This window comes from Brevundimonas sp. FV1ye28 (assembly GCF_058681135.1).
In genome coordinates this window covers 1,349,207-1,369,117 of the sequence record NZ_CM178731.1, presented here as the reverse complement: position 1 = coordinate 1,369,117, position 19,911 = coordinate 1,349,207, and the positions used below count along the sequence as shown (strand labels likewise).

At 66.2% G+C, this 19,911-nt stretch carries 22 protein-coding genes; all 22 read left to right on the top strand.

Annotated elements, in window-relative coordinates; all coding sequences use genetic code 11:
- Nucleotides 1-31 precede the first annotated feature (31 nt).
- A complete protein-coding gene (locus tag ACW171_RS06890) occupies nucleotides 32-1,210 on the top strand; it encodes an NADH-quinone oxidoreductase subunit D (RefSeq protein WP_492096599.1) in 1,179 nt (392 codons plus the stop codon).
- Nucleotides 1,210-1,557: a hypothetical protein gene (locus ACW171_RS06885; RefSeq protein ID WP_492096339.1), complete on the top strand. Its 348-nt coding sequence runs from the start codon at nucleotides 1,210-1,212 to the stop codon at nucleotides 1,555-1,557. The genes ACW171_RS06890 and ACW171_RS06885 overlap by 1 nt, the downstream gene beginning before the upstream one ends.
- On the top strand, nucleotides 1,554-1,952 hold the full coding sequence (locus tag ACW171_RS06880; RefSeq protein WP_492096338.1) for a hypothetical protein: 399 nt from the start codon (nucleotides 1,554-1,556) through the stop codon (nucleotides 1,950-1,952). The genes ACW171_RS06885 and ACW171_RS06880 overlap by 4 nt, the downstream gene beginning before the upstream one ends.
- Entirely contained in the window at nucleotides 1,949-2,617 is a 669-nt protein-coding gene (gene nuoE, locus ACW171_RS06875; protein WP_492096337.1) for an NADH-quinone oxidoreductase subunit NuoE, read from the top strand. The genes ACW171_RS06880 and nuoE overlap by 4 nt, the downstream gene beginning before the upstream one ends.
- Nucleotides 2,614-2,892 (top strand): hypothetical protein, encoded by a 279-nt coding sequence (locus tag ACW171_RS06870; RefSeq protein WP_492096336.1) that lies wholly within the window; start codon nucleotides 2,614-2,616, stop codon nucleotides 2,890-2,892. Before nuoE ends, ACW171_RS06870 begins: the two co-directional genes overlap by 4 nt.
- Nucleotides 2,893-3,279: 387 nt before the next feature.
- Complete coding sequence (gene nuoF / locus ACW171_RS06865; protein WP_492096335.1) at nucleotides 3,280-4,593, top strand: NADH-quinone oxidoreductase subunit NuoF; 1,314 nt, start codon at nucleotides 3,280-3,282, stop codon at nucleotides 4,591-4,593.
- A gap of 3 nt (nucleotides 4,594-4,596) precedes the next feature.
- Nucleotides 4,597-5,094, top strand: coding sequence for a hypothetical protein (locus ACW171_RS06860; RefSeq protein WP_492096334.1), 498 nt, complete (start codon nucleotides 4,597-4,599; stop codon nucleotides 5,092-5,094).
- A complete protein-coding gene (gene nuoG, locus ACW171_RS06855) occupies nucleotides 5,094-7,139 on the top strand; it encodes an NADH-quinone oxidoreductase subunit NuoG (RefSeq protein ID WP_492096333.1) in 2,046 nt (681 codons plus the stop codon). Before ACW171_RS06860 ends, nuoG begins: the two co-directional genes overlap by 1 nt.
- Before the next feature lie 4 nt (nucleotides 7,140-7,143).
- Entirely contained in the window at nucleotides 7,144-8,214 is a 1,071-nt protein-coding gene (gene nuoH, locus ACW171_RS06850) for an NADH-quinone oxidoreductase subunit NuoH (RefSeq protein ID WP_492096332.1), read from the top strand.
- Nucleotides 8,211-8,432 carry a hypothetical protein gene (locus ACW171_RS06845; protein ID WP_492096331.1) on the top strand — a complete coding sequence of 74 codons (222 nt, stop codon included), beginning with the start codon at nucleotides 8,211-8,213 and terminating at the stop codon, nucleotides 8,430-8,432. The genes nuoH and ACW171_RS06845 overlap by 4 nt, the downstream gene beginning before the upstream one ends.
- On the top strand, nucleotides 8,429-8,920 hold the full coding sequence (nuoI, locus tag ACW171_RS06840; protein ID WP_374036461.1) for an NADH-quinone oxidoreductase subunit NuoI: 492 nt from the start codon (nucleotides 8,429-8,431) through the stop codon (nucleotides 8,918-8,920). Before ACW171_RS06845 ends, nuoI begins: the two co-directional genes overlap by 4 nt.
- Before the next feature lie 63 nt (nucleotides 8,921-8,983).
- Entirely contained in the window at nucleotides 8,984-9,610 is a 627-nt protein-coding gene (locus ACW171_RS06835; protein ID WP_492096330.1) for an NADH-quinone oxidoreductase subunit J, read from the top strand.
- The gene (nuoK, locus tag ACW171_RS06830) at nucleotides 9,610-9,918 is read left to right on the top strand and encodes an NADH-quinone oxidoreductase subunit NuoK (protein WP_492096329.1); all 309 of its coding nucleotides are present in this window, start codon (nucleotides 9,610-9,612) and stop codon (nucleotides 9,916-9,918) included. Before ACW171_RS06835 ends, nuoK begins: the two co-directional genes overlap by 1 nt.
- 2 nt (nucleotides 9,919-9,920) lie before the next feature.
- Nucleotides 9,921-12,023 (top strand): NADH-quinone oxidoreductase subunit L, encoded by a 2,103-nt coding sequence (gene nuoL, locus ACW171_RS06825; protein WP_492096328.1) that lies wholly within the window; start codon nucleotides 9,921-9,923, stop codon nucleotides 12,021-12,023.
- A 1-nt stretch (nucleotide 12,024) separates the two neighbouring features.
- On the top strand, nucleotides 12,025-13,512 hold the full coding sequence (locus tag ACW171_RS06820; protein WP_492096327.1) for an NADH-quinone oxidoreductase subunit M: 1,488 nt from the start codon (nucleotides 12,025-12,027) through the stop codon (nucleotides 13,510-13,512).
- An 8-nt stretch (nucleotides 13,513-13,520) separates the two neighbouring features.
- Nucleotides 13,521-14,966: an NADH-quinone oxidoreductase subunit NuoN gene (gene nuoN / locus ACW171_RS06815; RefSeq protein WP_492096326.1), complete on the top strand. Its 1,446-nt coding sequence runs from the start codon at nucleotides 13,521-13,523 to the stop codon at nucleotides 14,964-14,966.
- 4 nt (nucleotides 14,967-14,970) lie between these two features.
- Complete coding sequence (locus ACW171_RS06810) at nucleotides 14,971-15,732, top strand: biotin--[acetyl-CoA-carboxylase] ligase (protein ID WP_492096325.1); 762 nt, start codon at nucleotides 14,971-14,973, stop codon at nucleotides 15,730-15,732.
- Complete coding sequence (locus tag ACW171_RS06805) at nucleotides 15,729-16,511, top strand: type III pantothenate kinase (protein WP_492096598.1); 783 nt, start codon at nucleotides 15,729-15,731, stop codon at nucleotides 16,509-16,511. The genes ACW171_RS06810 and ACW171_RS06805 overlap by 4 nt, the downstream gene beginning before the upstream one ends.
- Nucleotides 16,508-18,193 (top strand): ribonuclease J, encoded by a 1,686-nt coding sequence (locus ACW171_RS06800; protein ID WP_492096324.1) that lies wholly within the window; start codon nucleotides 16,508-16,510, stop codon nucleotides 18,191-18,193. Before ACW171_RS06805 ends, ACW171_RS06800 begins: the two co-directional genes overlap by 4 nt.
- Before the next feature lie 4 nt (nucleotides 18,194-18,197).
- Entirely contained in the window at nucleotides 18,198-19,142 is a 945-nt protein-coding gene (locus ACW171_RS06795) for a hypothetical protein (RefSeq protein ID WP_492096323.1), read from the top strand.
- 7 nt (nucleotides 19,143-19,149) lie between these two features.
- The gene (gene mce, locus ACW171_RS06790) at nucleotides 19,150-19,587 is read left to right on the top strand and encodes a methylmalonyl-CoA epimerase (protein ID WP_492096322.1); all 438 of its coding nucleotides are present in this window, start codon (nucleotides 19,150-19,152) and stop codon (nucleotides 19,585-19,587) included.
- Between the two features lies 1 nt (nucleotide 19,588).
- A complete protein-coding gene (locus ACW171_RS06785; protein ID WP_492096321.1) occupies nucleotides 19,589-19,855 on the top strand; it encodes a DUF1467 family protein in 267 nt (88 codons plus the stop codon).
- Nucleotides 19,856-19,911: the final 56 nt, after the last annotated feature.

Sequence of the window (19,911 nt, the reverse complement as noted above, 5' to 3'; positions counted from 1 at the left end):
CGCGGACTACCGCACCGACCACGCCAAGGAGATGGACGACCGCAAGTTCACCATCAACTTCGGCCCGCAACACCCGGCCGCGCACGGCGTGCTGCGTCTGGTGCTGGAGCTGGACGGCGAGGTCGTCGAACGCGTCGATCCGCACATCGGCCTGCTCCACCGCGGCACCGAAAAGCTGATGGAGTCGCGCACCTACCTCCAGAACATCCCCTACTTCGACCGGCTGGACTACGTCTCGCCGATGAACCAGGAGCACGCCTTCTGCCTGGCCATCGAGCGGCTGCTGGGCATCGAGGTTCCGTACCGCGCTCAGCTGATCCGGGTGCTCTATTCGGAGATCGGCCGCCTTCTGTCGCACCTGCTGAACGTGACGACCCAGGCGCTCGACGTCGGGGCCCTCACGCCGCCTCTGTGGGGCTTCGAGCCGCGCGAGAAGCTGATGGTCTTCTACGAGCGGGCCTGCGGCGCGCGCCTGCACGCCAACTATTTCCGTCCCGGCGGCGTTCATCAGGACCTGCCGATGGACCTGATCGACGACATCGCGCGATTCATCGTCGACTTCCCCAAGGACCTCGACGACATCGAGAGCCTGGTCACCGAGAACCGCATCTACAAGCAGCGCAACGTCGACATCGGCGTGGTGTCCAAGGAACAGGCCCTGCAATGGGGCTTCTCCGGTGTCATGCTGCGCGGCTCCGACATCGCCTGGGATCTGCGCAAGTCGCAGCCCTACGAATGCTATGCCGAGATGGAGTTCGACATCGTCGTCGGCAAGAACGGCGACTGCTGGGACCGTTACCTCTGCCGCGTCGAAGAGATGAAGCAGTCGCTCCACATCATGGAGCAGTGCATTCACAAGCTGCGCAACTGCCCGGGCGATCCGGTCATGGTGGAGGACAACAAGATCGTCCCGCCCAAGCGTGGTGAGATGAAGCGGTCGATGGAAGCCCTGATCCACCACTTCAAGCTCTACACCGAAGGCTTCCACACGCCGGAAGGTGAGGTCTACGCCGCCGTCGAGGCGCCCAAGGGCGAGTTCGGCGTCTATCTGGTCAGTGACGGCACCAACAAGCCGTACCGCTGCAAGATCTCCGCCCCCGGCTTCCGCCACCTTCAGGCGATGGACTGGATGAACCGCGGCCACATGCTGGCCGACGTCTCCGCCATCCTGGGCTCGCTCGACATCGTCTTCGGCGAGGTCGACCGCTAGTGACCGAGCTGTTCGCCGACATCACCCTGGGCACTGTCATCGTCGCCGGTCTGGTCATGATCGGCGGTGTGATCTTCGTCGCCAACATGCACGATCCCCGGAATGCCATGCATCCGGGCGGCCGCATGGGTCGGTTGCGCGACGAACTGCTCGTGGCCGGCACAGTCGCGCCGTTTCTGGTGATGATCGTTGTCGGATGGAACTTCCCGACGCTGCGTGAGCAGGTCTGGTGGCTGCCGGCGCTGCTTGTCCTGTGCGTCGTCTGCGTCTTGGCCCGCTTCTTGATCCCTGGCGTCCGTCGCGCTCAGGCGCGTGTTGTGTCTCTGAAGAAGCAGGCCTTCTCATGAGCGCCTTCATCGTCGATCCCGTCTTCACCCCGCCGCAGGTCATCGCCTTCGTCGGCTTCCTGCTGTCCGGCGTGCTAGTGCAGTTCTTCTTCTCGCCGCGCCGTCGCGAGATCATGGGTTCGGCGAAGTTCGCCCTGGCCTCCGCCGTCATCGCCACGCCGGGCATCGCGGGCGTGACCCTCGTGCGCGGGGCGTATCGTGCCGGCTATCTGGCCGAGGGCAGGGGCTTTCTGGAGGCCAACCTGCGCTCGATCGTCTGGATGAGCGGCTTCATTTTTCTCAGCCAGCTGGCCGTGCGGTTCGTGCCGCCGATGTCCTGGCTTTCCCGCGACCTCGCGAACGCCGGCAAGGCGGTCTGGGGCGCGCGCCTGAATCGTTGGATGGGTAGAGCATGAGCGTTCGTCGTCTCGCCAAGGAACAGCCGGCCTCGTTCGCCTTCTCGAAGGAGACGATGAAGAAGGCCGAGTGGTGGATCGCCAAATACCCGGCCGATCGTCGCCAGTCGGCGGTGATCCCGATCCTTTGGCTGGTCCAGAAGCAGGAGGGCTGGGTCTCCGAGCCGTCCTTGCGCGCCATCGCCGAGCTGCTGGGCATGGCCTACATCCGGGTGCTGGAGGTCGCGACCTTCTACACCATGTTCATGCTGGAGCCGGTCGGCTCGGCCGCCCTGATTCAGGTCTGCGGCACCACGCCCTGCATGCTGCGCGGCGCCGGTGAGCTGATGAAGGTCTGCAAGAGCCGGATCGGCGAGAAACAGACCCTATCCGCCGACGGCAAGTTCTACTGGGAAGAGGTCGAGTGCCTGGGCGCCTGCGTCAACGCGCCGATGGCCATGATCAACGACTACTATTTCGAGGACCTGACGGCCTCGGACATGAACCAGATCATCGACGACTTCGCCGCCGGCAAGACGCCTAAGCCCGGCCCGCGCGTCGACCGCGTCAACTCGGCGCCGGAGGGCGGGGCCCTGACCCTGACCGATCCCAAGCTCTATGACGGCTCGGCGGCCAAGCCGATCACCAAGCTGCCGAACTCCGACCCCGCGCCGGTTCCAGCGTGACCGCCCCCGATCCCCAGGCCGACGCCAAGGTCGCAGCCTATCGCGCCGAGCTGCGCACCGTGGGGCGCATGCCGCGTCTCGTCGGCTTCGGACTGGTGCTGCTCGGTGCCGTCCTGGTCTGGTCCGCAGAGCGCGCGGGTGGCCTCGGTCCCACGGTTCAGCTGGCCGGCTATGTCGCGCTCGGCGGCGGCTGGGCCATGATGCTGGCCGCCATCTTTCTTCGCACCCGCTATCACCGCCGCCGTCTGGCCGAGCTCGACGGAGCCGCCCGATGAGCGTCCTGGTTCTCGCCCACGGCGAACCGTCGCGTGATTGTCCGACGGTGCGTGCACACTCCATGATCTCAAGACGTTCGGGGGACCGTCGTGACATCGAAACATCCGAAGCGCGGCGTCGCCGGCCTGTTCATGGCCAATATGATGGGCGCCAGCGCTCTGCCCTTGGGTGGAGCCTCCGCACAGCCCGTTTCGCCGACGCCAACCGCGCCGTCCCCTCCGTCTTCTCCCGCCGGTTCCCCGAATGCGCCTGATCAGACACCCTCGAATTCAGGCGGCCAGCGTCCGCCTCCGCCAGCCGAGCGCCAGACCGGCGATCGTCGCAGCGAACTCTCGCGCCCGCGCGGCAAGGGCGTTGGCGGTTCAGGCCGTGGAGGGCCTCCGCTGATGGCCGGTCTGCTGCAAGACAAGGATCGTATCTTCACCAACCTGTACGGGCTCCAGGACTGGGGCCTGGAAGGGGCGAAGAACCGCGGCTGCTGGAACGCGACCAGGGACATGCTGGACATGGGCCGCGACTGGCTCATCACCAACGTCAAGAACTCCGGCCTGCGCGGCCGTGGCGGCGCGGGCTTCTCCACCGGCCTGAAGTGGTCCTTCATGCCCAAGGAGGTGAAGGATCGTCCTCACTACCTCGTCGTCAACGCCGACGAGTCCGAGCCCGGCACCTGCAAGGACCGGGAGATCATGCGTCATGATCCCCACCTGCTGATCGAAGGCTGCCTGATCGCCTCCTTCGCGATGCAGGCCCACGCCTGCTACATCTATCTGCGCGGCGAATATGTGCTCGAGCGCGAGCGCATGGAGGCGGCGGTCAAGCAGGCTTATGAAGCCAAGCTGATCGGCAAGAACAACGTTCACGGCTGGGACTTCGACGTCTACATCCACCACGGCGCGGGCGCCTACATCTGCGGCGAAGAGACCGCCCTGCTGGAATCGCTGGAAGGCAAGAAGGGCCAGCCGCGCCTGAAGCCGCCGTTCCCGGCCGGCGCCGGCCTCTACGGCTGCCCGACCACGGTGAACAACGTCGAATCGATCGCCGTCGTCGGCACGATCCTTCGTCGCGGCGCCGAATGGTTCGCCGGCTTCGGTCGCGCCAACAACACCGGCACCAAGCTGATGTCGATCTCGGGCCACGTGAACCGCCCGTGCAATGTCGAAGAGGCCATGTCGATCCCGCTGCGTCAGCTGCTGGAAGAGCATTGCGGCGGCGTTCGCGGCGGCTGGGGCAACCTGAAGGCCGTGATCCCGGGCGGCGTCTCCGTGCCGCTTATCACGCGCGAGATGTCCGAGACGGCGCTGATGGACTTCGACAGCCTGCGCGAGATGAAGTCGGGCCTCGGCACCGCCGCCGTCATCGTCATGGACAACGACACCGACCTGGTGAAGGCGATCGCCCGCATCAGCTATTTCTACAAGCATGAGAGCTGTGGCCAGTGCACGCCGTGCCGCGAGGGTACGGGCTGGATGTGGCGCGTGCTGGAACGCATGGCCGTGGGCGAGGCCGATCCGTCGGAGATCGACCTGCTGCTCGACGTCGCCGGTCAGGTCGAGGGTCACACCATCTGCGCCCTTGGCGACGCCGCCGCCTGGCCGGTCCAGGGCCTGATCCGTCACTTCCGCCACGAGATCGAAGATCGCATCTCGGCCTACCGCTCACGCCGCGCGAACTTCGCCGGCCACGCCATCGCGGCGGAGTAGGGGATGCGGACTGCGCTTATCCTGACCGTGGCCGTGGCCGCTCTGGCCGCCTGCAACCAGGCGCCGGAGAAGGCCGAGCCGACGCCGACGGAGATCGTCGCCGCCGACGCGCCCGTGTCCGACGCCGTGGCCCAGACGCCCGCCGTGCTGACGGCCGTCGACCTGCGCCGCGTGTGCAAGGCCGGTCTCGCTGCCATCCACGGCCAGGAGATCGCCGCCATCGAACTGACCGGCATCGAGGGCGATGTCGTCAACGCCCAGTGGCGCGCGCCGGTCGACGGCGGGGTCATGAAGGCCCAATGCCGCGCCGCCGACGGTCTGGTCGTGTGGAAGCCGCTTGAACTGCCCGACCCCGCCGCCGTGCGGTGGATGAATGAATCCGGCGATCCGGTCGTCCGCTACGCCATCCGTGGCGACGAGATCGAGATCACCCAGACGTTGCCTGATGGCACGACGCAGACGGCCACCGAGGTCGTCCGCGCTGAAGAAGAGGTCCGCTGATGCCCGTCGCCCAGGTCAACGGCGTCGAAGTCGAGTTCGAGCCCGGCATGACCGTGCTCCAGGTCGCCGAGCGCGCCGGGCACGAGATCCCGCGCTTCTGCTATCACGAGCGACTGTCGATCGCCGGCAACTGCCGCATGTGTCTTGTCGAGGTGAAGCCCGGACCGCCCAAGCCCCAGGCTTCGTGCGCCCTTCCGGCCGCCGAAGGCCAGATGATCTTCACCGACACGCCGATGGTGAAGAAGGCGCGCGAAGGGGTGATGGAGTTCCTGCTCATCAACCACCCGCTCGACTGCCCCATCTGCGACCAGGGCGGCGAGTGCGACCTGCAGGATCAGGCCATGGGCTATGGCCGCGACGGTTCCCGCTATGCGGAGAACAAGCGCGCGGTCGAAGAAAAGCACATGGGTCCGACCATCAAGACCTTCATGACGCGGTGCATCCAGTGCACCCGTTGCGTGCGCTTCATCAGTGAAGTGGCGGGCGTGCCGGACATCGGCATGATCTCGCGCGGCGAGGACGCCGAGATCACGACCTATCTCGAACAGGCGGTGAACTCCGAGCTGTCGGGCAACGTCAACGACCTGTGCCCCGTCGGCGCCCTGACCCACCGTCCGTGGCAGTTCCACTATCGTCCGTGGGAACTGAAGAAGACCGAGACCATCGACGTCATGGACGCCCTGGGCTCCAACATCTCGGCCCAGTCCAAGGGCGCCGAGGTCATGCGCATCCTGCCGCGCGTGCACGAGGGCATCAACGAAGAGTGGCTGTCGGACAAGAGCCGCTACGTCGTCGACGGCCTGCAGGCGCGTCGCCTGGACCGCCCCTATGTCCGTGAAAACGGCAAGCTGCGCGCCGCCTCTTGGGACGAGGCGCTGAACGTCGTCGCGTCGAAGCTGACGGCCGCCTCGGCCGACAGGATCGGCGTCATCGCCGGCGACCTGCAGGACGCGGAATCGATGAAGGCGGCGCTGGACCTGTTCCGTGCGCTGGGATCGTCGAACACCGACTGCCGCCAGGACGGTTCGGTCCTGGGCTATGGCCCGCGCGAGGGCTGGCTGTTCAACACGGGCCTGCAAGGGCTGGAAGAGGCCGACTCCATCCTGCTGGTGGGCGTCAATCCGCGCACCGAGGCGCCGCTGCTCAACCAGCGGATTCGCAAGAGCTGGTTGGCCGGCAAGACCCGCGTCGGCGTCATCGGCGACAGCGCCGACCTGACCTACGACTATGATGTCGTCGGCCGTGGCACGAAGACGCTGGCCAAGCTGCCGAAGGCCGCCGCCGACGCGCTTTCGAACGCCGAACGCCCCGCCATCGTGGTCGGCGCCGGCGCCCTGTCGGGGCCGGACGGCGCCAAGGTTCTGAACGCGCTCGGCAAGCTGGCGGCCAAGCTCGGCGTCGTGAAGGACGGCTGGAATGGCTTCAATATCCTGCACCACGCCGCCGCACGCGTCGGCGGACTGGACATGGGCTTCGTGCCCGCGACTGGTGGTCTGACGGCCCACGACATGGTCCAGCCGGGCGCGCTCGACGTGCTCTTCCTGCTCGGCGCCGACGAGATCGAGACCGGTCCGTCGAAGGCCTTCAAGATCTACCTGGGCAGCCACGGCGACCGGGGCGCTCACACCGCCGACGTCATCCTGCCGGCCGCCGCCTGGACCGAGAAGTCGGGCCTCTACGTCAACACCGAAGGTCGGGTTCAGATGGGCGAACGCGCCGTCTTCCCCAAGGGCGACGCCAAGGAAGACTGGGCCATCATCCGCGCCCTGTCGGAACGCGTCGGCCACACCCTGCCGTACGACACGCTTGATCAGGTTCGTCAAAAGTTGATGACGGACCACCCGACCTTTGGTCGAATTGACTACCTGGCTCCGGCCGGGTCGTTCGACGTGGCTGGCCTGGGCGCCAAGGGCGAACTGGGCGATGTCGCCTTCACCTCGGCCGTGGTCGACCCCTATCTGAACAACCCGATTGCGCGCGCCAGCGCGACGATGGCCGAGCTCAGCGCCCAGCGCATGGCTCCGGCCCTGCTGGCGGCGGAGTAGACGCATGGAACCGAATTTCTGGACCACGCCGCTCGGCTGGACCCTCGCCACGACGGGCGCGGTGCTGCTGGTCACCGTCGGCGTCCTGATCGCCGTGGCCTTCCTGCTTCTGGCCGACCGCAAGATCTGGGCCGGCGTGCAGATGCGCAAGGGCCCCAACGTGGTCGGCCCCTTCGGCCTGCTTCAGTCCTTCGCGGACATGATAAAGTTCGTCCTGAAGGAGATCGTCGTTCCCGCCGGCGCGGACAAGATCGTCTTCCTTCTGGCGCCGGTGATCACCGTGCTGACGGCCTTCATCGTCTGGGCGGTCATTCCTTTCGCGCCGGGCTGGGTCATCTCCGACCTCAACGTCGGCATCCTCTACGTCTTCGCCATCTCCTCGATGGGCGTCTACGGCATCATCATGGGTGGCTGGGCTTCGAACTCGAAGTATCCGTTCCTCGGCTCGCTGCGATCCGCCGCACAGATGGTGTCCTATGAGGTCTCCATCGGCCTGATCATCATCAACGTCATCCTGCTGGCCGGGACGATGAACCTGTCAGACATCGTCTCCTCGCAGGACGGCTGGATCTGGAACTGGTACGTCTTCGGCGGCGGCGCGGGCACCTGGCCGCTGATCGTCGTCATGATCCCGATGATGATCATGTTCTTCGTTTCGGCCCTGGCGGAAACCAACCGTCCCCCGTTCGACCTGCCCGAGGCCGAGTCCGAACTCGTGGCCGGCTATCAGGTCGAGTATTCGTCCACGCCCTATCTGCTGTTCATGATGGGCGAGTACGTGAACATCATCTTCATGTGCGCGATGATCTCGATCCTGTTCTTCGGCGGCTGGAACCCCGGCTTCCCGATCGACTTCACCGCCGAGTGGCCGCCGTTCCTGGTCAACCTTCTGTTGTTCCTGGTGTTCTTCGCCAAGATCGTCTTCTGGTTCTTCATGATCTCGCTGGTGAAGGCCTTCGTGCCCCGCTACCGCTACGACCAGCTGATGCGCCTGGGCTGGAAGATCTTCCTGCCGACGTCCCTGGTGGCCGTGGTCATCGTTTCGGCCTGGCGCGTCTTCGCGGTGGGGGCATGATCCGCATGACCTTCATCGCCGTCACCGCCGCCACCCTGGCCGGCTGCGCCTTCCCGGCACCCTACGAGGACCTGCCCAACTCGCCCTACCAGTGGCAGCGCCGCCAGGACGGCATCGAACGCCGCGAGGCCGAACGCGTCCGCCTGTGCGCCATCATGAACAAGGACACGGATCGCTACAAACGCGATTGCACGCGTCCGGGAGACCCCGTCCGATGATCACGCGTATCGCCCAGGCCGCCAAGGGCGCGATGATGCTGGACCTGTTCGGCGCCATCGGCCTGTCGCTGAAGTACATGGCCAAGCCCAAGTACACGGTGAACTATCCGTTCGAGCGTAACCCCCAGTCGCCGCGCTTTCGGGGCGAACACGCGCTCCGTCGCTATGCGAACGGCGAGGAACGCTGCATCGCCTGCAAGCTGTGCGAAGCCATCTGTCCGGCCCAGGCCATCACGATCGAGTCGGAACCCCGGTCGGACGGCAGCCGCCGCACGACCCGCTACGACATCGACATGGTCAAATGCATCTACTGCGGCCTGTGCCAGGAGGCCTGCCCGGTGGACGCGATCGTCGAGGGACCGAACTCCGAGTTCGCGACCGAGACCCGCGAAGAACTCTACTACGACAAGGCCCGACTGCTGGATAACGGCGACCGCTGGGAACGGCAGATCGCGAAGAATCTGGAACTCGACGCCCCCTATCGCTAAACGAAGCGCGCGAATCCCTGTGGGTTCGCCGCCCAACCGACTGAAAGGGGCATCGTCCCTCCCATGCTGCAAGGCATAGCGTTCTATCTGATGGCGGCCACCGCCGTTGTGTCCGGCCTTCTGGTCGTCACAGCGCGCAACCCCGTGCACTCGGTCCTGTGGCTGATCCTGGCCTTCTTCTCGTCAGCGGGGCTGTTCGTCCTCCTTGGGGCGGAGTTCCTCGCGATGCTTCTGGTCGTCGTCTACGTCGGCGCCGTCGCGGTGCTGTTCCTGTTCGTGGTCATGATGCTGGACGTCGACTTCGTCCGCCTGCGCGAGGGGTACGCCACCTATCTGCCGCTGGCCGCGATCGTCGCGGGCATCCTGCTGGCCGAGATGATCATGATCTCGATCGTGGTGGTGCAGGGCGGGGCGGCGTCGGACGCCGTGGCACCGGCCGTGGCCACTGCGGACGCCTCGAACATCGAGACGATCGGGCGGGTGCTCTACACCGACTACGTCTACTTCTTCCAGGCGGCCGGGATCGTGCTGCTGATCGCCATGATCGGCGCCATCGTCCTGACCCTGCGCAAGCGGACCTCGGTCCGCCGCCAGGATCCGGGCGCCCAGTCGAACCGCGACCGCAAGACGGCGATCGAAATCAAGGGCGTCGTCACCGGCGTCGGCGTCACCGGCGAGGAACTGCGCTGATGGAAGTCGGGCTTCAACATTATCTGGCGGTGGCGGCGATGCTGTTCACCATCGGGGTCTTCGGCATCTTCGTGAACCGCAAGAACGTCATCATCATCCTGATGTCGGTCGAGCTGATCCTATTGGCCGTGAACATCAACTTCGTCGCCTTCTCGGCCTATCTGAACGACGTGTCGGGGCAGATCATGGCCATGTTCGTCCTGACGGTCGCCGCGGCCGAGGCCGCTGTCGGCCTCGCCATCCTGGTGACCTTCTTCCGCAACCGCGGCGATATCGCGGTTGACGACGCCAGCGTGATGAAGGGCTGATCGTGTCTCTCGAACTGCTCGTCACCCTGGGCGTCTTCGCCCCGCTGCTCGGCGCCGCCGTCGCCGGCTTCTTCGGCCGCCGTATCGGCGACATTCCTTCGCAGGCCATCACGACCGGCCTGCTGTTCTTCTCGTGCTTCGTCGCCTGGACGGTCTTCGGCCAGTGGACCTGGGCTCACCTGGAGCCGTTCACGGTCGTCGTCTCGCCCTTCATTACCGTCGGCGATTTCCAGTCGAACTGGTCGATCCGCATCGACGCCCTGTCCGCGACCATGCTGGTCGTCGTCACCAGCGTCTCGTCGCTCGTGCACCTCTATTCCTGGGGGTACATGGCCGAGGACGATTCCAAGCCGCGCTTCTTCGCCTACCTGTCGCTCTTCACCTTCGCCATGCTGGCGCTCGTCACCGCTGCGGACTTCATGCAGCTGTTCTTCGGCTGGGAAGGGGTGGGGCTGGCCTCTTATCTGCTGATCGGTTTCTGGTTCAAGAAACCCACGGCCAGCGCCGCCGCCATCAAGGCCTTCGTGGTCAACCGCGTCGGCGACTTCGGCTTCGCCCTCGGCATCATCACCATCTTCTGGATGTTCGGCACGATCCAGTTCGCCGAGCTCTTCCCGATGATCGCGTCCAAGGCCGGCACGGGCTGGGAGTTCCTGGGCCACACCTGGTCGGCGCTCGACCTGGCCGGCTTCCTCCTGTTCATCGGTGCCATGGGCAAGTCTGCGCAGTTCTTCCTGCACACCTGGCTGCCGGACGCCATGGAAGGCCCGACGCCGGTTTCCGCCCTGATCCACGCGGCGACCATGGTCACCGCCGGCGTCTACATGGTCTGCCTGCTGAGCCCGATCTACGAATACGCCCCGACCGCGTCGCTGATCATCGCCGTCACCGGCGCGATCACGGCCCTCTTCGCCGCGACGGTCGGTCTGATGCAGAACGACATCAAGCGGGTCATCGCCTATTCAACCTGTTCGCAGCTCGGCTACATGTTCTTCGCGGCGGGCGTCGGCGTCTACGAATCCGCCATGTTCCACCTGTTCACCCACGCCTTCTTCAAGGCCCTGCTGTTCCTCGGCGCCGGCTCCGTGATCCACGGCATGCATCACGAACAGGACATGCGGAAGATGGGCGGACTGTGGAAGCTGCTGCCCGTCACCTATGGCGTGATGATGATCGGCACGATCGCCATCACCGGCCTGGGCCTGCCCGGCGTCGGCGGCTTCGCCGGCTTCTATTCCAAGGATTCGATCATCGAGAGTGCCTATGCGGCGGCGACCACCGGTCACTCGGCGGCCGGCTATTTCGCCTTCGCCGTAGGCATCCTGGCCGCGGCCCTGACCAGCTACTACTCGTGGCGGCTGATCTTCATGACCTTCCACAACAAGCCGCAGTGGACGGAAGAGGCGATGGCCGCGCACGCGCACGACGACCACGCTCATGCGCACGACGACCACGCCTCGCATGCTCAGCTCGAGACCCACTCCGAGCCGGACGGTCACGACGATCATGCGCACGACGATCACCACCACGGTCCCTTGCATCCGCACGAGAGCCCGCCGGTCATGCTGGTTCCGCTGATCCTGCTGTCGATCGGCGCGGTGTTCGCCGGCTTCGTCTTCGCCCCGCATTTCATCGGCCATCACGAAGGCGAGTTCTGGCGCGGAGCCATCTTCTCCGGCGCGAGCAACCACGTCCTGCACGACAGCCACGAGGTCCCGACTTGGGTGAAGTGGTCGCCGCTGATCGTCACCCTGCTGGGCGCCTTCATCGCCTTCTACTACTACGTCCTGCGCGAAGGCCTGGCGAAGCGGATGGCGGCCAACGAGGGTCCGCTGTGGAGCTTCCTCTACAACAAGTGGTACTTCGACGAGCTCTACGACCTCCTCTTCGTCAAGGGCGCGAAGGCGCTGGGCGACCTGTTCTGGAAGGTCGGCGACGTGAAGATCATCGACGGGCTGGGGCCGAACGGCGCCGCCTGGGCCTCGCTGAAATCCGCCGCGCGACTGGCCAAGATCCAGTCCGGCTATGTCTATCACTATGCGTTCGTGATGCTGCTCGGCGTGGCCGGTCTGCTCGCCTTCGCCATCTACGCCTGGGGCGCATAAGATGGGTGCGATCCCCAATATCCTGAGCGTGGTCACCTTCCTGCCGCTGGTCGGCGCGTTGCTGATCGTGCTGGCCAAGTTCATGGCCAAGTCCAACGAAGACGGCATCGCCCGCTGGGTGGCCCTGATCACGACGCTCGTGGTGCTGGCCGTCTCGACGGTGCTGGTGCTCCAGTTCGACAGCGCCAACCCGGCCTATCAGTTCGTCGAGAACTACGTCTGGTTCGCGGGCGCCGGCTATCATCTGGGCGTCGATGGGATTTCGATCCTGTTCGTCCTGCTCACCGCCTTCCTGATGCCGATCTGCATCCTGGCCAGCTGGAAGTCGGTCGAGAAACGCGTCGGCGACTACATGATCGCCTTCCTGGTGCTCGAGACCCTGGTCATCGGCGTCTTCACCTCGCTGGACCTGTTCCTCTTCTACATCTTCTTCGAGGGCACCCTGGTTCCGATGTTCATCATCATCGGGGTGTGGGGCGGGGCCAACCGGATCTACGCCGCCTACAAGTTCTTCCTCTACACCCTGCTCGGGTCCGTCCTGATGCTGCTGGCCATGCTGTGGATGGCCAACGAGGCCGGCACGACCTCGATCCCGGCGCTGAAGGACTACGCCTTCGGACCGCAGGCCCAGTCGATCCTGTGGCTGGCCTTCTTCGCCTCCTTCGCGGTCAAGATGCCGATGTGGCCGGTCCACACCTGGCTGCCCGACGCCCACGTCCAGGCTCCCACGGCGGGCTCGGTCATCCTGGCCGGCATCCTGCTGAAGCTCGGCGGCTACGGCTTCATCCTGTTCAACGTGCCGATGTTCCCGGACGCGTCCATCCAGTACCAGCCGCTGGTCTTCACCCTGTCGGTGATCGCCATCGCCTACACCTCGCTGGTCGCCTTCCGTCAGACCGACATCAAGAAGCTGATCGCCTATTCGTCGGTGGCCCACATGGGCTTCGTGACCATGGGCATCTTCGCCGGCAACGAACAGGGCATGCAGGGCGCCGTCTTCCAGATGCTGAGCCACGGCCTGATCTCGGGCGCGCTCTTCCTCTGCGTCGGCGTGGTCTACGACCGGATGCACACGCGTGAGATCGCCTTCTACGGCGGCCTGACGAACCGGATGCCCTGGTACGCCGCCATCTTCCTGATGTTCACCATGGCCAACGTCGGCCTGCCGGGGACGTCGGGCTTCATCGGGGAAATCCTGACGATGACCGGCGTCTATCAGGCCTCGACCTGGGCCGCATTCGTGGCCGCGACGGGCGTCATCCTGTCGGCCGTCTATGCCCTGACCCTGTATCGCAACGTCATGTTCGGCGAGATCACCAACCCGGCCCTGGCCACGATCAAGGACATCGACCTGCGCGAGCTGGTCCTGTTCGTCCCCCTGATCGTCGGCACCATCTGGCTGGGCGTGCAGCCGGATCTGGTCCTGAACTACACCGCAGCCTCCGTCGACGCCGTCGTCAACGGCTGGCAGCTCGCGACCGGCGGGTGAGAAGATAAATGCCTGATCTGTCCTACGCCCTGAACCTCGCCGCCTCGGAGCTGACGCTCGCGATCGGCGCCCTTGTCCTGCTGCTGCTCGGCGCCTTCATCGGCGAGAAGTCGGCGCGGCTGATATCCATCCTGTCGGTGGCCCTCTTGGTCGCCGCCTCGGCCGTGGCCGCCACCGGCCCGCTCGGTCAGGCCTTCAACGGCGCCTATGTCGCCGACCCCCTGGCCATCTACGCCAAGGTCGCGATCTACATCGCCTCGGCGGTCGCCGTGATCCTGGGCGGCGGCTGGATGCAGCGGATGAACATCGCCCGCTTCGAGTTCCCGATCCTGATCGTCCTGGCCGCTGTCGGCATGGGGATGATGGTGTCCTCGGGCGACCTGATCTCGCTCTATGTCGGAGTCGAGCTGCATTCGCTGGCCCTGTACGTCCTCGCCGCCTACCACCGCGACGACCTCAAGGCGTCGGAAGCGGGCCTGAAGTATTTCGTCCTCGGCGCCCTGTCGTCGGGCCTGCTGCTCTACGGCTCCAGCCTGATCTACGGTTTCGCCGGTTCGATGCGGTTCGAGGACATCGCCGCCTATGCGACCGCCAACCCCGGCCCGGGCCTGATCTTCGGTCTGGTCTTCCTGATCTGCGGACTGGCCTTCAAGGTTTCGGCCGCGCCCTTCCACATGTGGACGCCCGACGTCTACGAAGGCGCCCCGACGCCAGTCGTGGCCCTGTTCGCCACCGCGCCGAAGATGGCCGCCATGGTCCTGTTCGCCCGCGCCCTGTCGGAAGGCTTCCTCGGCGCCCACGACCAGTGGGCCCAGGTCCTGATCCTGATCTGTCTGGCCAGCTTCGTGGTCGGCGCCTGGGGCGGTCTGGCGCAGAAGGACATTCAGCGTCTGCTCGCCTATTCGTCGATCGCCAACATCGGCTACGCCCTGCTGGGCATCGCGGCCGGCACCGAACAGGGCCTGCAGGCCATGGTGACCTTCATGACCCTGTACATGATCGACACCATCGGCTTCTTCGCCATCCTGCTGTCGCTAAGCCGCTCGGGTCGTCCGATCCGGAAGATTTCCGATCTGGCCGGCCTGAAGAAGGATCGTCCGCTGACGACCATCGCCATCACCGTCCTGTCGCTGTCGGTCCTGGGCATGCCGCCGTTCTCGGGCTTCTGGGGCAAGTATTACGTCTTCGGCGCCGCCGCCTCGGCCGGCTACTGGATGGTCGCCGCCGCCGGTCTGGTGGCCTCGGTCGTGGCCGCCTTCTACTACCTGCGCATCATCAAGCTGATGTGGTTCGACGAGGCCCCCGAGGGCGTCGCCAAGACCGACAAGGCGCCGGTCGAGGCCCAGTGGATCGGCTGGGCCTGCGCGGCCTTCTCCTTCCCGCTGGTCATCGTCGGCCTGACCTGGCTGGAGCCCCTGACCCGTATCGCGGCGACCGGTTTCGGAGCGGGGTAGGGCGGTGACCCCGCCCATCCATCTCCTCGACGAGATCGATTCCACCAATGCCGAGGCCCGTCGCCGGGCCGAGAGCGGCGACGCGTCCAGCCAGTGGATCGTCGCCCGCCGTCAGTCCGCCGGGCGCGGTCGGCGCGGCCGGGAATGGAACAGCGACACGGGCAACCTGTTCGCGACGCTGCTGACCCTGACGGACAAGCCTCCCGCTGAGGCCGCTCAGGTGACCTTCGTCGCGGCCCTCGCCGTCGCCGACCTGCTGGACGCCTTCGCCGTTCCCGGCGTGGTCAGCATCAAATGGCCCAACGACGTGATGCTATCGGGCGACAAGGCCTCGGGCATCCTGATCGAGTCCGGCGTCCATGCATCGGGCCAGTTGTGGCTGGCCGTCGGCATCGGCGTGAACCTGGCCCATGCGCCCGAGGGGACCGAGCGACCCGCGACCAGTCTCGCAGCCCACCTGCGCTCCGACATCGCCTATCCGCCCGCCATCGACGCCGCCGCGACCGTGCTCGCTGAGGCCTTCACCGTCTGGCAGGGGCGCTGGGAGAGCCTGGGCTTCCAGCCCATCCTCGACGCCTGGACCGCCCGCACGCACGGCCTTGACGGCCCCTGCGTCGCCCGGCTGGGGCATGAGACGGTCGAAGGCACGGCCGAGGGCGTCGCCCCCGACGGCGCGCTTCGGCTGCGCACCGCCGACGGGAGCCTGCGCCTCATCTCGGCGGGGGATGTCTTCTTCGGTTCGGACGCGCACGGAAGGGCCGCCTGATGCTTCTCGCCATCGAACAGGGCAACACCAACACGCTGTTCGCGGTCCATGACGGCGACAACTGGATCGCCCAATGGCGCACCGCCACCGAGGCCAGTCGCACGGCCGACGAATACGCCGTCTGGCTGACCCAGCTTCTCGCCATGCGGAAGATCGATCTGGCCTCCCTGACCGGCTGCATCATCTCCAGCGTCGTGCCGCAGTCGATCTTCAACCTCAGGAACCTGTCGCGCCGTTATCTGTCGGTCGAGCCCCTGGTCATCGGCGACAATGTCGAGCTCGGCATCCCCGTGCGGATCAAGAAGCCGTCCGAGGCGGGCGCCGACCGGCTGGTCAACGCCATCGGCGCACACCTGGTCTATCCCGGCGACCTGATCGTCATCGACTCGGGCACCGCGACGACCTTCGACATCATCGCCGCCGATGGGGCGTTCGAGGGCGGGGCCATCGCGCCCGGCATCAACCTTTCCCTCCAGGCCCTGCACGAGGCGGCGGCCATGCTGCCGCGCATCGCGATCCAGAAACCCGACACCGTGATCGGCAAGGACACCGTGTCCAACATGCAGTCCGGCGTCTTCTGGGGCTATGTCGGCCTCATCGAGGGCATGGTCTCGCGCATCAAGGCGGAATGGGGCGCACCCATGACCGTCGTCGGAACCGGAGGCGTCGCCTCCCTGTTCGAGGGGGCGACCCCAGCCATCGACCGGTTCGATCCGGACCTGACCATCCGCGGCCTTCTCGAAATCTGGCGCCGCAATACCCATCTGACGGACACATGACCAAGAAAACCAAGGCTACGGCCCACGACGAACTCGTCTTCCTGCCCCTCGGCGGCTCGGGCGAGGTCGGTATGAACCTGAACTGCTACGGCTACGGCCCTGAAGACGATCGCCAGTGGATGATCGTCGACGTCGGCGTGACCTTCGGCGATCTGTCCACGCCGGGCGTGGACATCATCGTCCCGGACCCGTCCTTCCTCGAGGGCGAGAACATCCGCGGCATCGTCCTGACCCACGCGCACGAGGACCATATCGGTGCGCTGCCCTGGCTGTGGAGCCGGATGAAGGCGCCGCTGTACGCCACGCCCTTCACCGCCTTCCTGATCCGCGAAAAGCTGCGGGACAACGGCGTGCACGACGTCAAGATCATAGAGGTGCCGCTGGGCGGCCAGGTCGACCTCGGCCCGTTCCAGGTCGATTTCGTCACCATGACCCACTCGATCGCCGAGCCGAACGGCCTGAAGATCACCACCCCCCTGGGCACGGTCTTCCACACCGGCGATTGGAAGCTGGATCCCAACCCCGTCATCGGCAAGCCGACCGACATTCCGGCTATCACCCGGATGGGCGCCGAGGGCCTGCTGGCCATGGTCTGCGATTCCACCAACGTCTTCGTGGATGGCGAGGCCGGTTCGGAGCTGGAGGCCCAGGACGGCCTGATCGAGCTGATCGGCTCGCTGAAGACCGGCAAGATCGCGGTCGGCTGTTTCGCCTCCAACGTCGCCCGCATGGTCAGCGTCATCAAGGCGGCGGACAAGGCCGGGCGTCGCGTCGCCCTGGCCGGTCGCTCGATGCACCGGATCACCGCCGCCGCGCGTCACGTCGGCCTGTTCAATGACAGCCAGCGCATCCTGACCGAGGACGAAGCCCGTCACTGGCCGGCCGACCAGATCCTGTATCTCTGCACCGGCAGCCAGGGCGAGGATCGCGCGGCCCTGTCGCGCGTCGCCGACGGTTCGCACCCCTTCATCAAACTGGGTCTGGGCGACCACTGCATCTTCTCGTCGCGGGTCATCCCCGGCAACGAACTGGCCATCGCCAACCTGCAGGACCGCATGGCCGATCGCGGGGTCCGCCTCTACACCGAGAAGGATCACCCCGGCATCCACGTCTCCGGCCACCCCTGCCGCGACGAGATCAAGCAGATGTACGCCTGGGCTCGCCCGCGCATCTCGATCCCGACCCACGGCATGCGTCGCCACCTGATGGAGCACGCCGCCTTCGCCCGCGATCTGGGCGTCGAGGAGACGGTGACCCCGCGCAATGGGGACCTGGTTCGCCTGGCCCCCGGCAAGGCCGCGATCATCGACGAGGTCCCGAACGGCCGCCTCTATGTCGACGGCGGCATGGTGGTGACCGAGAAGGGCGAGGCCCTGCGCGAGCGTCGCCACGCCTCGACCAACGGCGTCCTGGTGGTCAGCTTCGCCATGGACAAGCGCGGTCGGATCGTCTCGGATATCGACGTCCGTGCCATCGGCCTTCCGGGCGACGAGGTCACGCCGCTGGGCGATGCCCTCGACAATCTTGCGGAGCGGGTCGAGCAGACGGTCGGTTCGCTGAAAGGCGAGGCCCGCGATGACGACACCGTGGTCGAACAGGCCGTGGCGCGGGTGCTGAAGAAGGCCTCGCAACAGATCTGGGACCGCCGTCCCATCGTCGAGACGGTCATCCTGAGGCTCTGAACCGATGCGGCGCCCTTCGTTCGAAACCGTTCGAGACAGGGGGCGCCGCCTCAAGCACCGCGTCCGCAACGCGCGCCATCCGCTGACCGGGTGGCGCAAGTGGGCGGTGATCACGGGACAGGGTCTGGCGGGGTTCGTCGTCCTGTTCCTCGCCTGCAATCTGGTGCTCAGCCTGTCGACCTTCCGGGGCGACGATCCGGTGGCGCGGACGGCGCACGAGATCGGCGTTCTGTGGTTCTCGACCGCCGACGACAGCCCGACCTCGGACAAGGCCTTCGACGCCATCTATGGCCGGGAGATGGGCGACGCCCCGACCGCCGCCGACATCCGCGCCCATTTCGAACGGGCGTCGGAGGGCGGCACCTTCCTGCTGGATCAGGTCATGATCGACCGCATGCAGGCCATCAACGGCCGCATCGACAGTCGCGTCCTGCCGCCCGGCGTCTATGTCGGGGCCCATGCCTTGGGGCCGGACCGCGCCCCGGCCGTCTGGGTGACGAAGTGGATGGCGCAGTACCTGCTGTTCCCACGCCACGCCTACATTCTCGTAGTGCCGCAGGAGGGGCCGGCCATCTCCTTCTCGGCCAGCCAGGAGGGTAAGTTCGAGGACGGGGAGGGCCCGGGCGACCGCCTCTCGGCCCGCCTCTTCCAGTACGACGACCGCGCCTACGACTTCCCGAGTTCGGGCGAGAGCCTGCACGAGATGACCATCGTCAGCCGCGACCCGGCCGTGGTCGCCGCCGCTCCTGGGGAACTGGCCCGCGCCCGTGACGAACTGGAGGCGATGGACGAGACCTATGGCCTGCTGGCGCCCAACTCAAACACCGTGGTCGGCTGTATCCTGGAGGGGGCGGACCTGATGTCGGCCGAGGTGCGACGATCCACCCTGCTGGCTCTGCGGGCTCCCGGCATGGGGGCGGCTTGCCCACGACCGGATCAACGCCCATAGCCACCCCATGATCGGCAGACTGAATCACATCGGCGTCGCCACGCCCTCCATCGAGGCCAGTGTCGCCCTCTACCGCGACATGCTCGGCGCGACCTCGGCCAGCGAACCCTTCGACCTGCCGGCGCAAGGCGTGCGGGTCTGTTTCATCGACCTGCCCAACTCGCAGATCGAACTGATCGAGCCGCTGGGCGACGACAGCCCGATCCACGGCTTCCTGGCCAAAAACCCCAAGGGCGGTCAGCACCACGTCTGTTTCGAGGTCGAGGACATCCTGGCCGCCCGCGACGCGATGCGGGCCAAGGGGGCGACCCTGCTCGGCACCGGCGAACCCCGCATCGGCGCCCACGGCACCCCCATCCTGTTCCTGCACCCCAAGGACATGGGCGGGGTCCTGGTCGAACTGATGGAAACCCCGCCCCACTCTGCTGAAAAGGGAGCGCACTGACATGCCGATCGGCCCGATCACCATGTTCGCCATCTACATCGTCGTCTGGTGGGTGGTGCTGTTCGCCGTCCTGCCGCTCGGCACCTCCGCCGAACGCCACGAGGCGCCGCCGACCGACGGCTCGCAGTGGGGCGCGCCCAAGACGCCGGATCTGAAGCGCAAGTTCATCACCACGACCTGGGTGGCCTTCCTGCTGTGGCTGTTCGTGATGTGGCTGGTCTTCATCGGCTGGATGCCTCTGCCGGACATGGCGCCTCCAGTGCCCTGAGCCCGGCTGACCGCCTAGCTTTTGCCCCTCTGTCCCGGCTAAAGCTGACCACCCCT

Excerpts from the sequence above, each read along its gene's own strand:
- nuoH (WP_492096332.1), top strand. The coding sequence starts at position 7,144 with ATGGAACCGAATTTCTGGACCACGCCGCTCGGCTGGACCCTCGCCACG.
- nuoN (WP_492096326.1), top strand. The coding sequence starts at position 13,521 with ATGCCTGATCTGTCCTACGCCCTGAACCTCGCCGCCTCGGAGCTGACG.
- nuoF (WP_492096335.1), top strand. The coding sequence starts at position 3,280 with ATGGCCGGTCTGCTGCAAGACAAGGATCGTATCTTCACCAACCTGTAC.
- ACW171_RS06845 (WP_492096331.1), top strand. The coding sequence starts at position 8,211 with ATGATCCGCATGACCTTCATCGCCGTCACCGCCGCCACCCTGGCCGGC.
- ACW171_RS06800 (WP_492096324.1), top strand. The coding sequence starts at position 16,508 with ATGACCAAGAAAACCAAGGCTACGGCCCACGACGAACTCGTCTTCCTG.
- ACW171_RS06860 (WP_492096334.1), top strand. The coding sequence starts at position 4,597 with ATGCGGACTGCGCTTATCCTGACCGTGGCCGTGGCCGCTCTGGCCGCC.
- ACW171_RS06880 (WP_492096338.1), top strand. The coding sequence starts at position 1,554 with ATGAGCGCCTTCATCGTCGATCCCGTCTTCACCCCGCCGCAGGTCATC.
- nuoI (WP_374036461.1), top strand. The coding sequence starts at position 8,429 with ATGATCACGCGTATCGCCCAGGCCGCCAAGGGCGCGATGATGCTGGAC.
- nuoE (WP_492096337.1), top strand. The coding sequence starts at position 1,949 with ATGAGCGTTCGTCGTCTCGCCAAGGAACAGCCGGCCTCGTTCGCCTTC.
- nuoG (WP_492096333.1), top strand. The coding sequence starts at position 5,094 with ATGCCCGTCGCCCAGGTCAACGGCGTCGAAGTCGAGTTCGAGCCCGGC.
- ACW171_RS06795 (WP_492096323.1), top strand. The coding sequence starts at position 18,198 with ATGCGGCGCCCTTCGTTCGAAACCGTTCGAGACAGGGGGCGCCGCCTC.
- ACW171_RS06785 (WP_492096321.1), top strand. The coding sequence starts at position 19,589 with ATGCCGATCGGCCCGATCACCATGTTCGCCATCTACATCGTCGTCTGG.
- mce (WP_492096322.1), top strand. The coding sequence starts at position 19,150 with ATGATCGGCAGACTGAATCACATCGGCGTCGCCACGCCCTCCATCGAG.
- nuoK (WP_492096329.1), top strand. The coding sequence starts at position 9,610 with ATGGAAGTCGGGCTTCAACATTATCTGGCGGTGGCGGCGATGCTGTTC.
- ACW171_RS06835 (WP_492096330.1), top strand. The coding sequence starts at position 8,984 with ATGCTGCAAGGCATAGCGTTCTATCTGATGGCGGCCACCGCCGTTGTG.
- ACW171_RS06890 (WP_492096599.1), top strand. The coding sequence starts at position 32 with ATGGACGACCGCAAGTTCACCATCAACTTCGGCCCGCAACACCCGGCC.
- ACW171_RS06820 (WP_492096327.1), top strand. The coding sequence starts at position 12,025 with ATGGGTGCGATCCCCAATATCCTGAGCGTGGTCACCTTCCTGCCGCTG.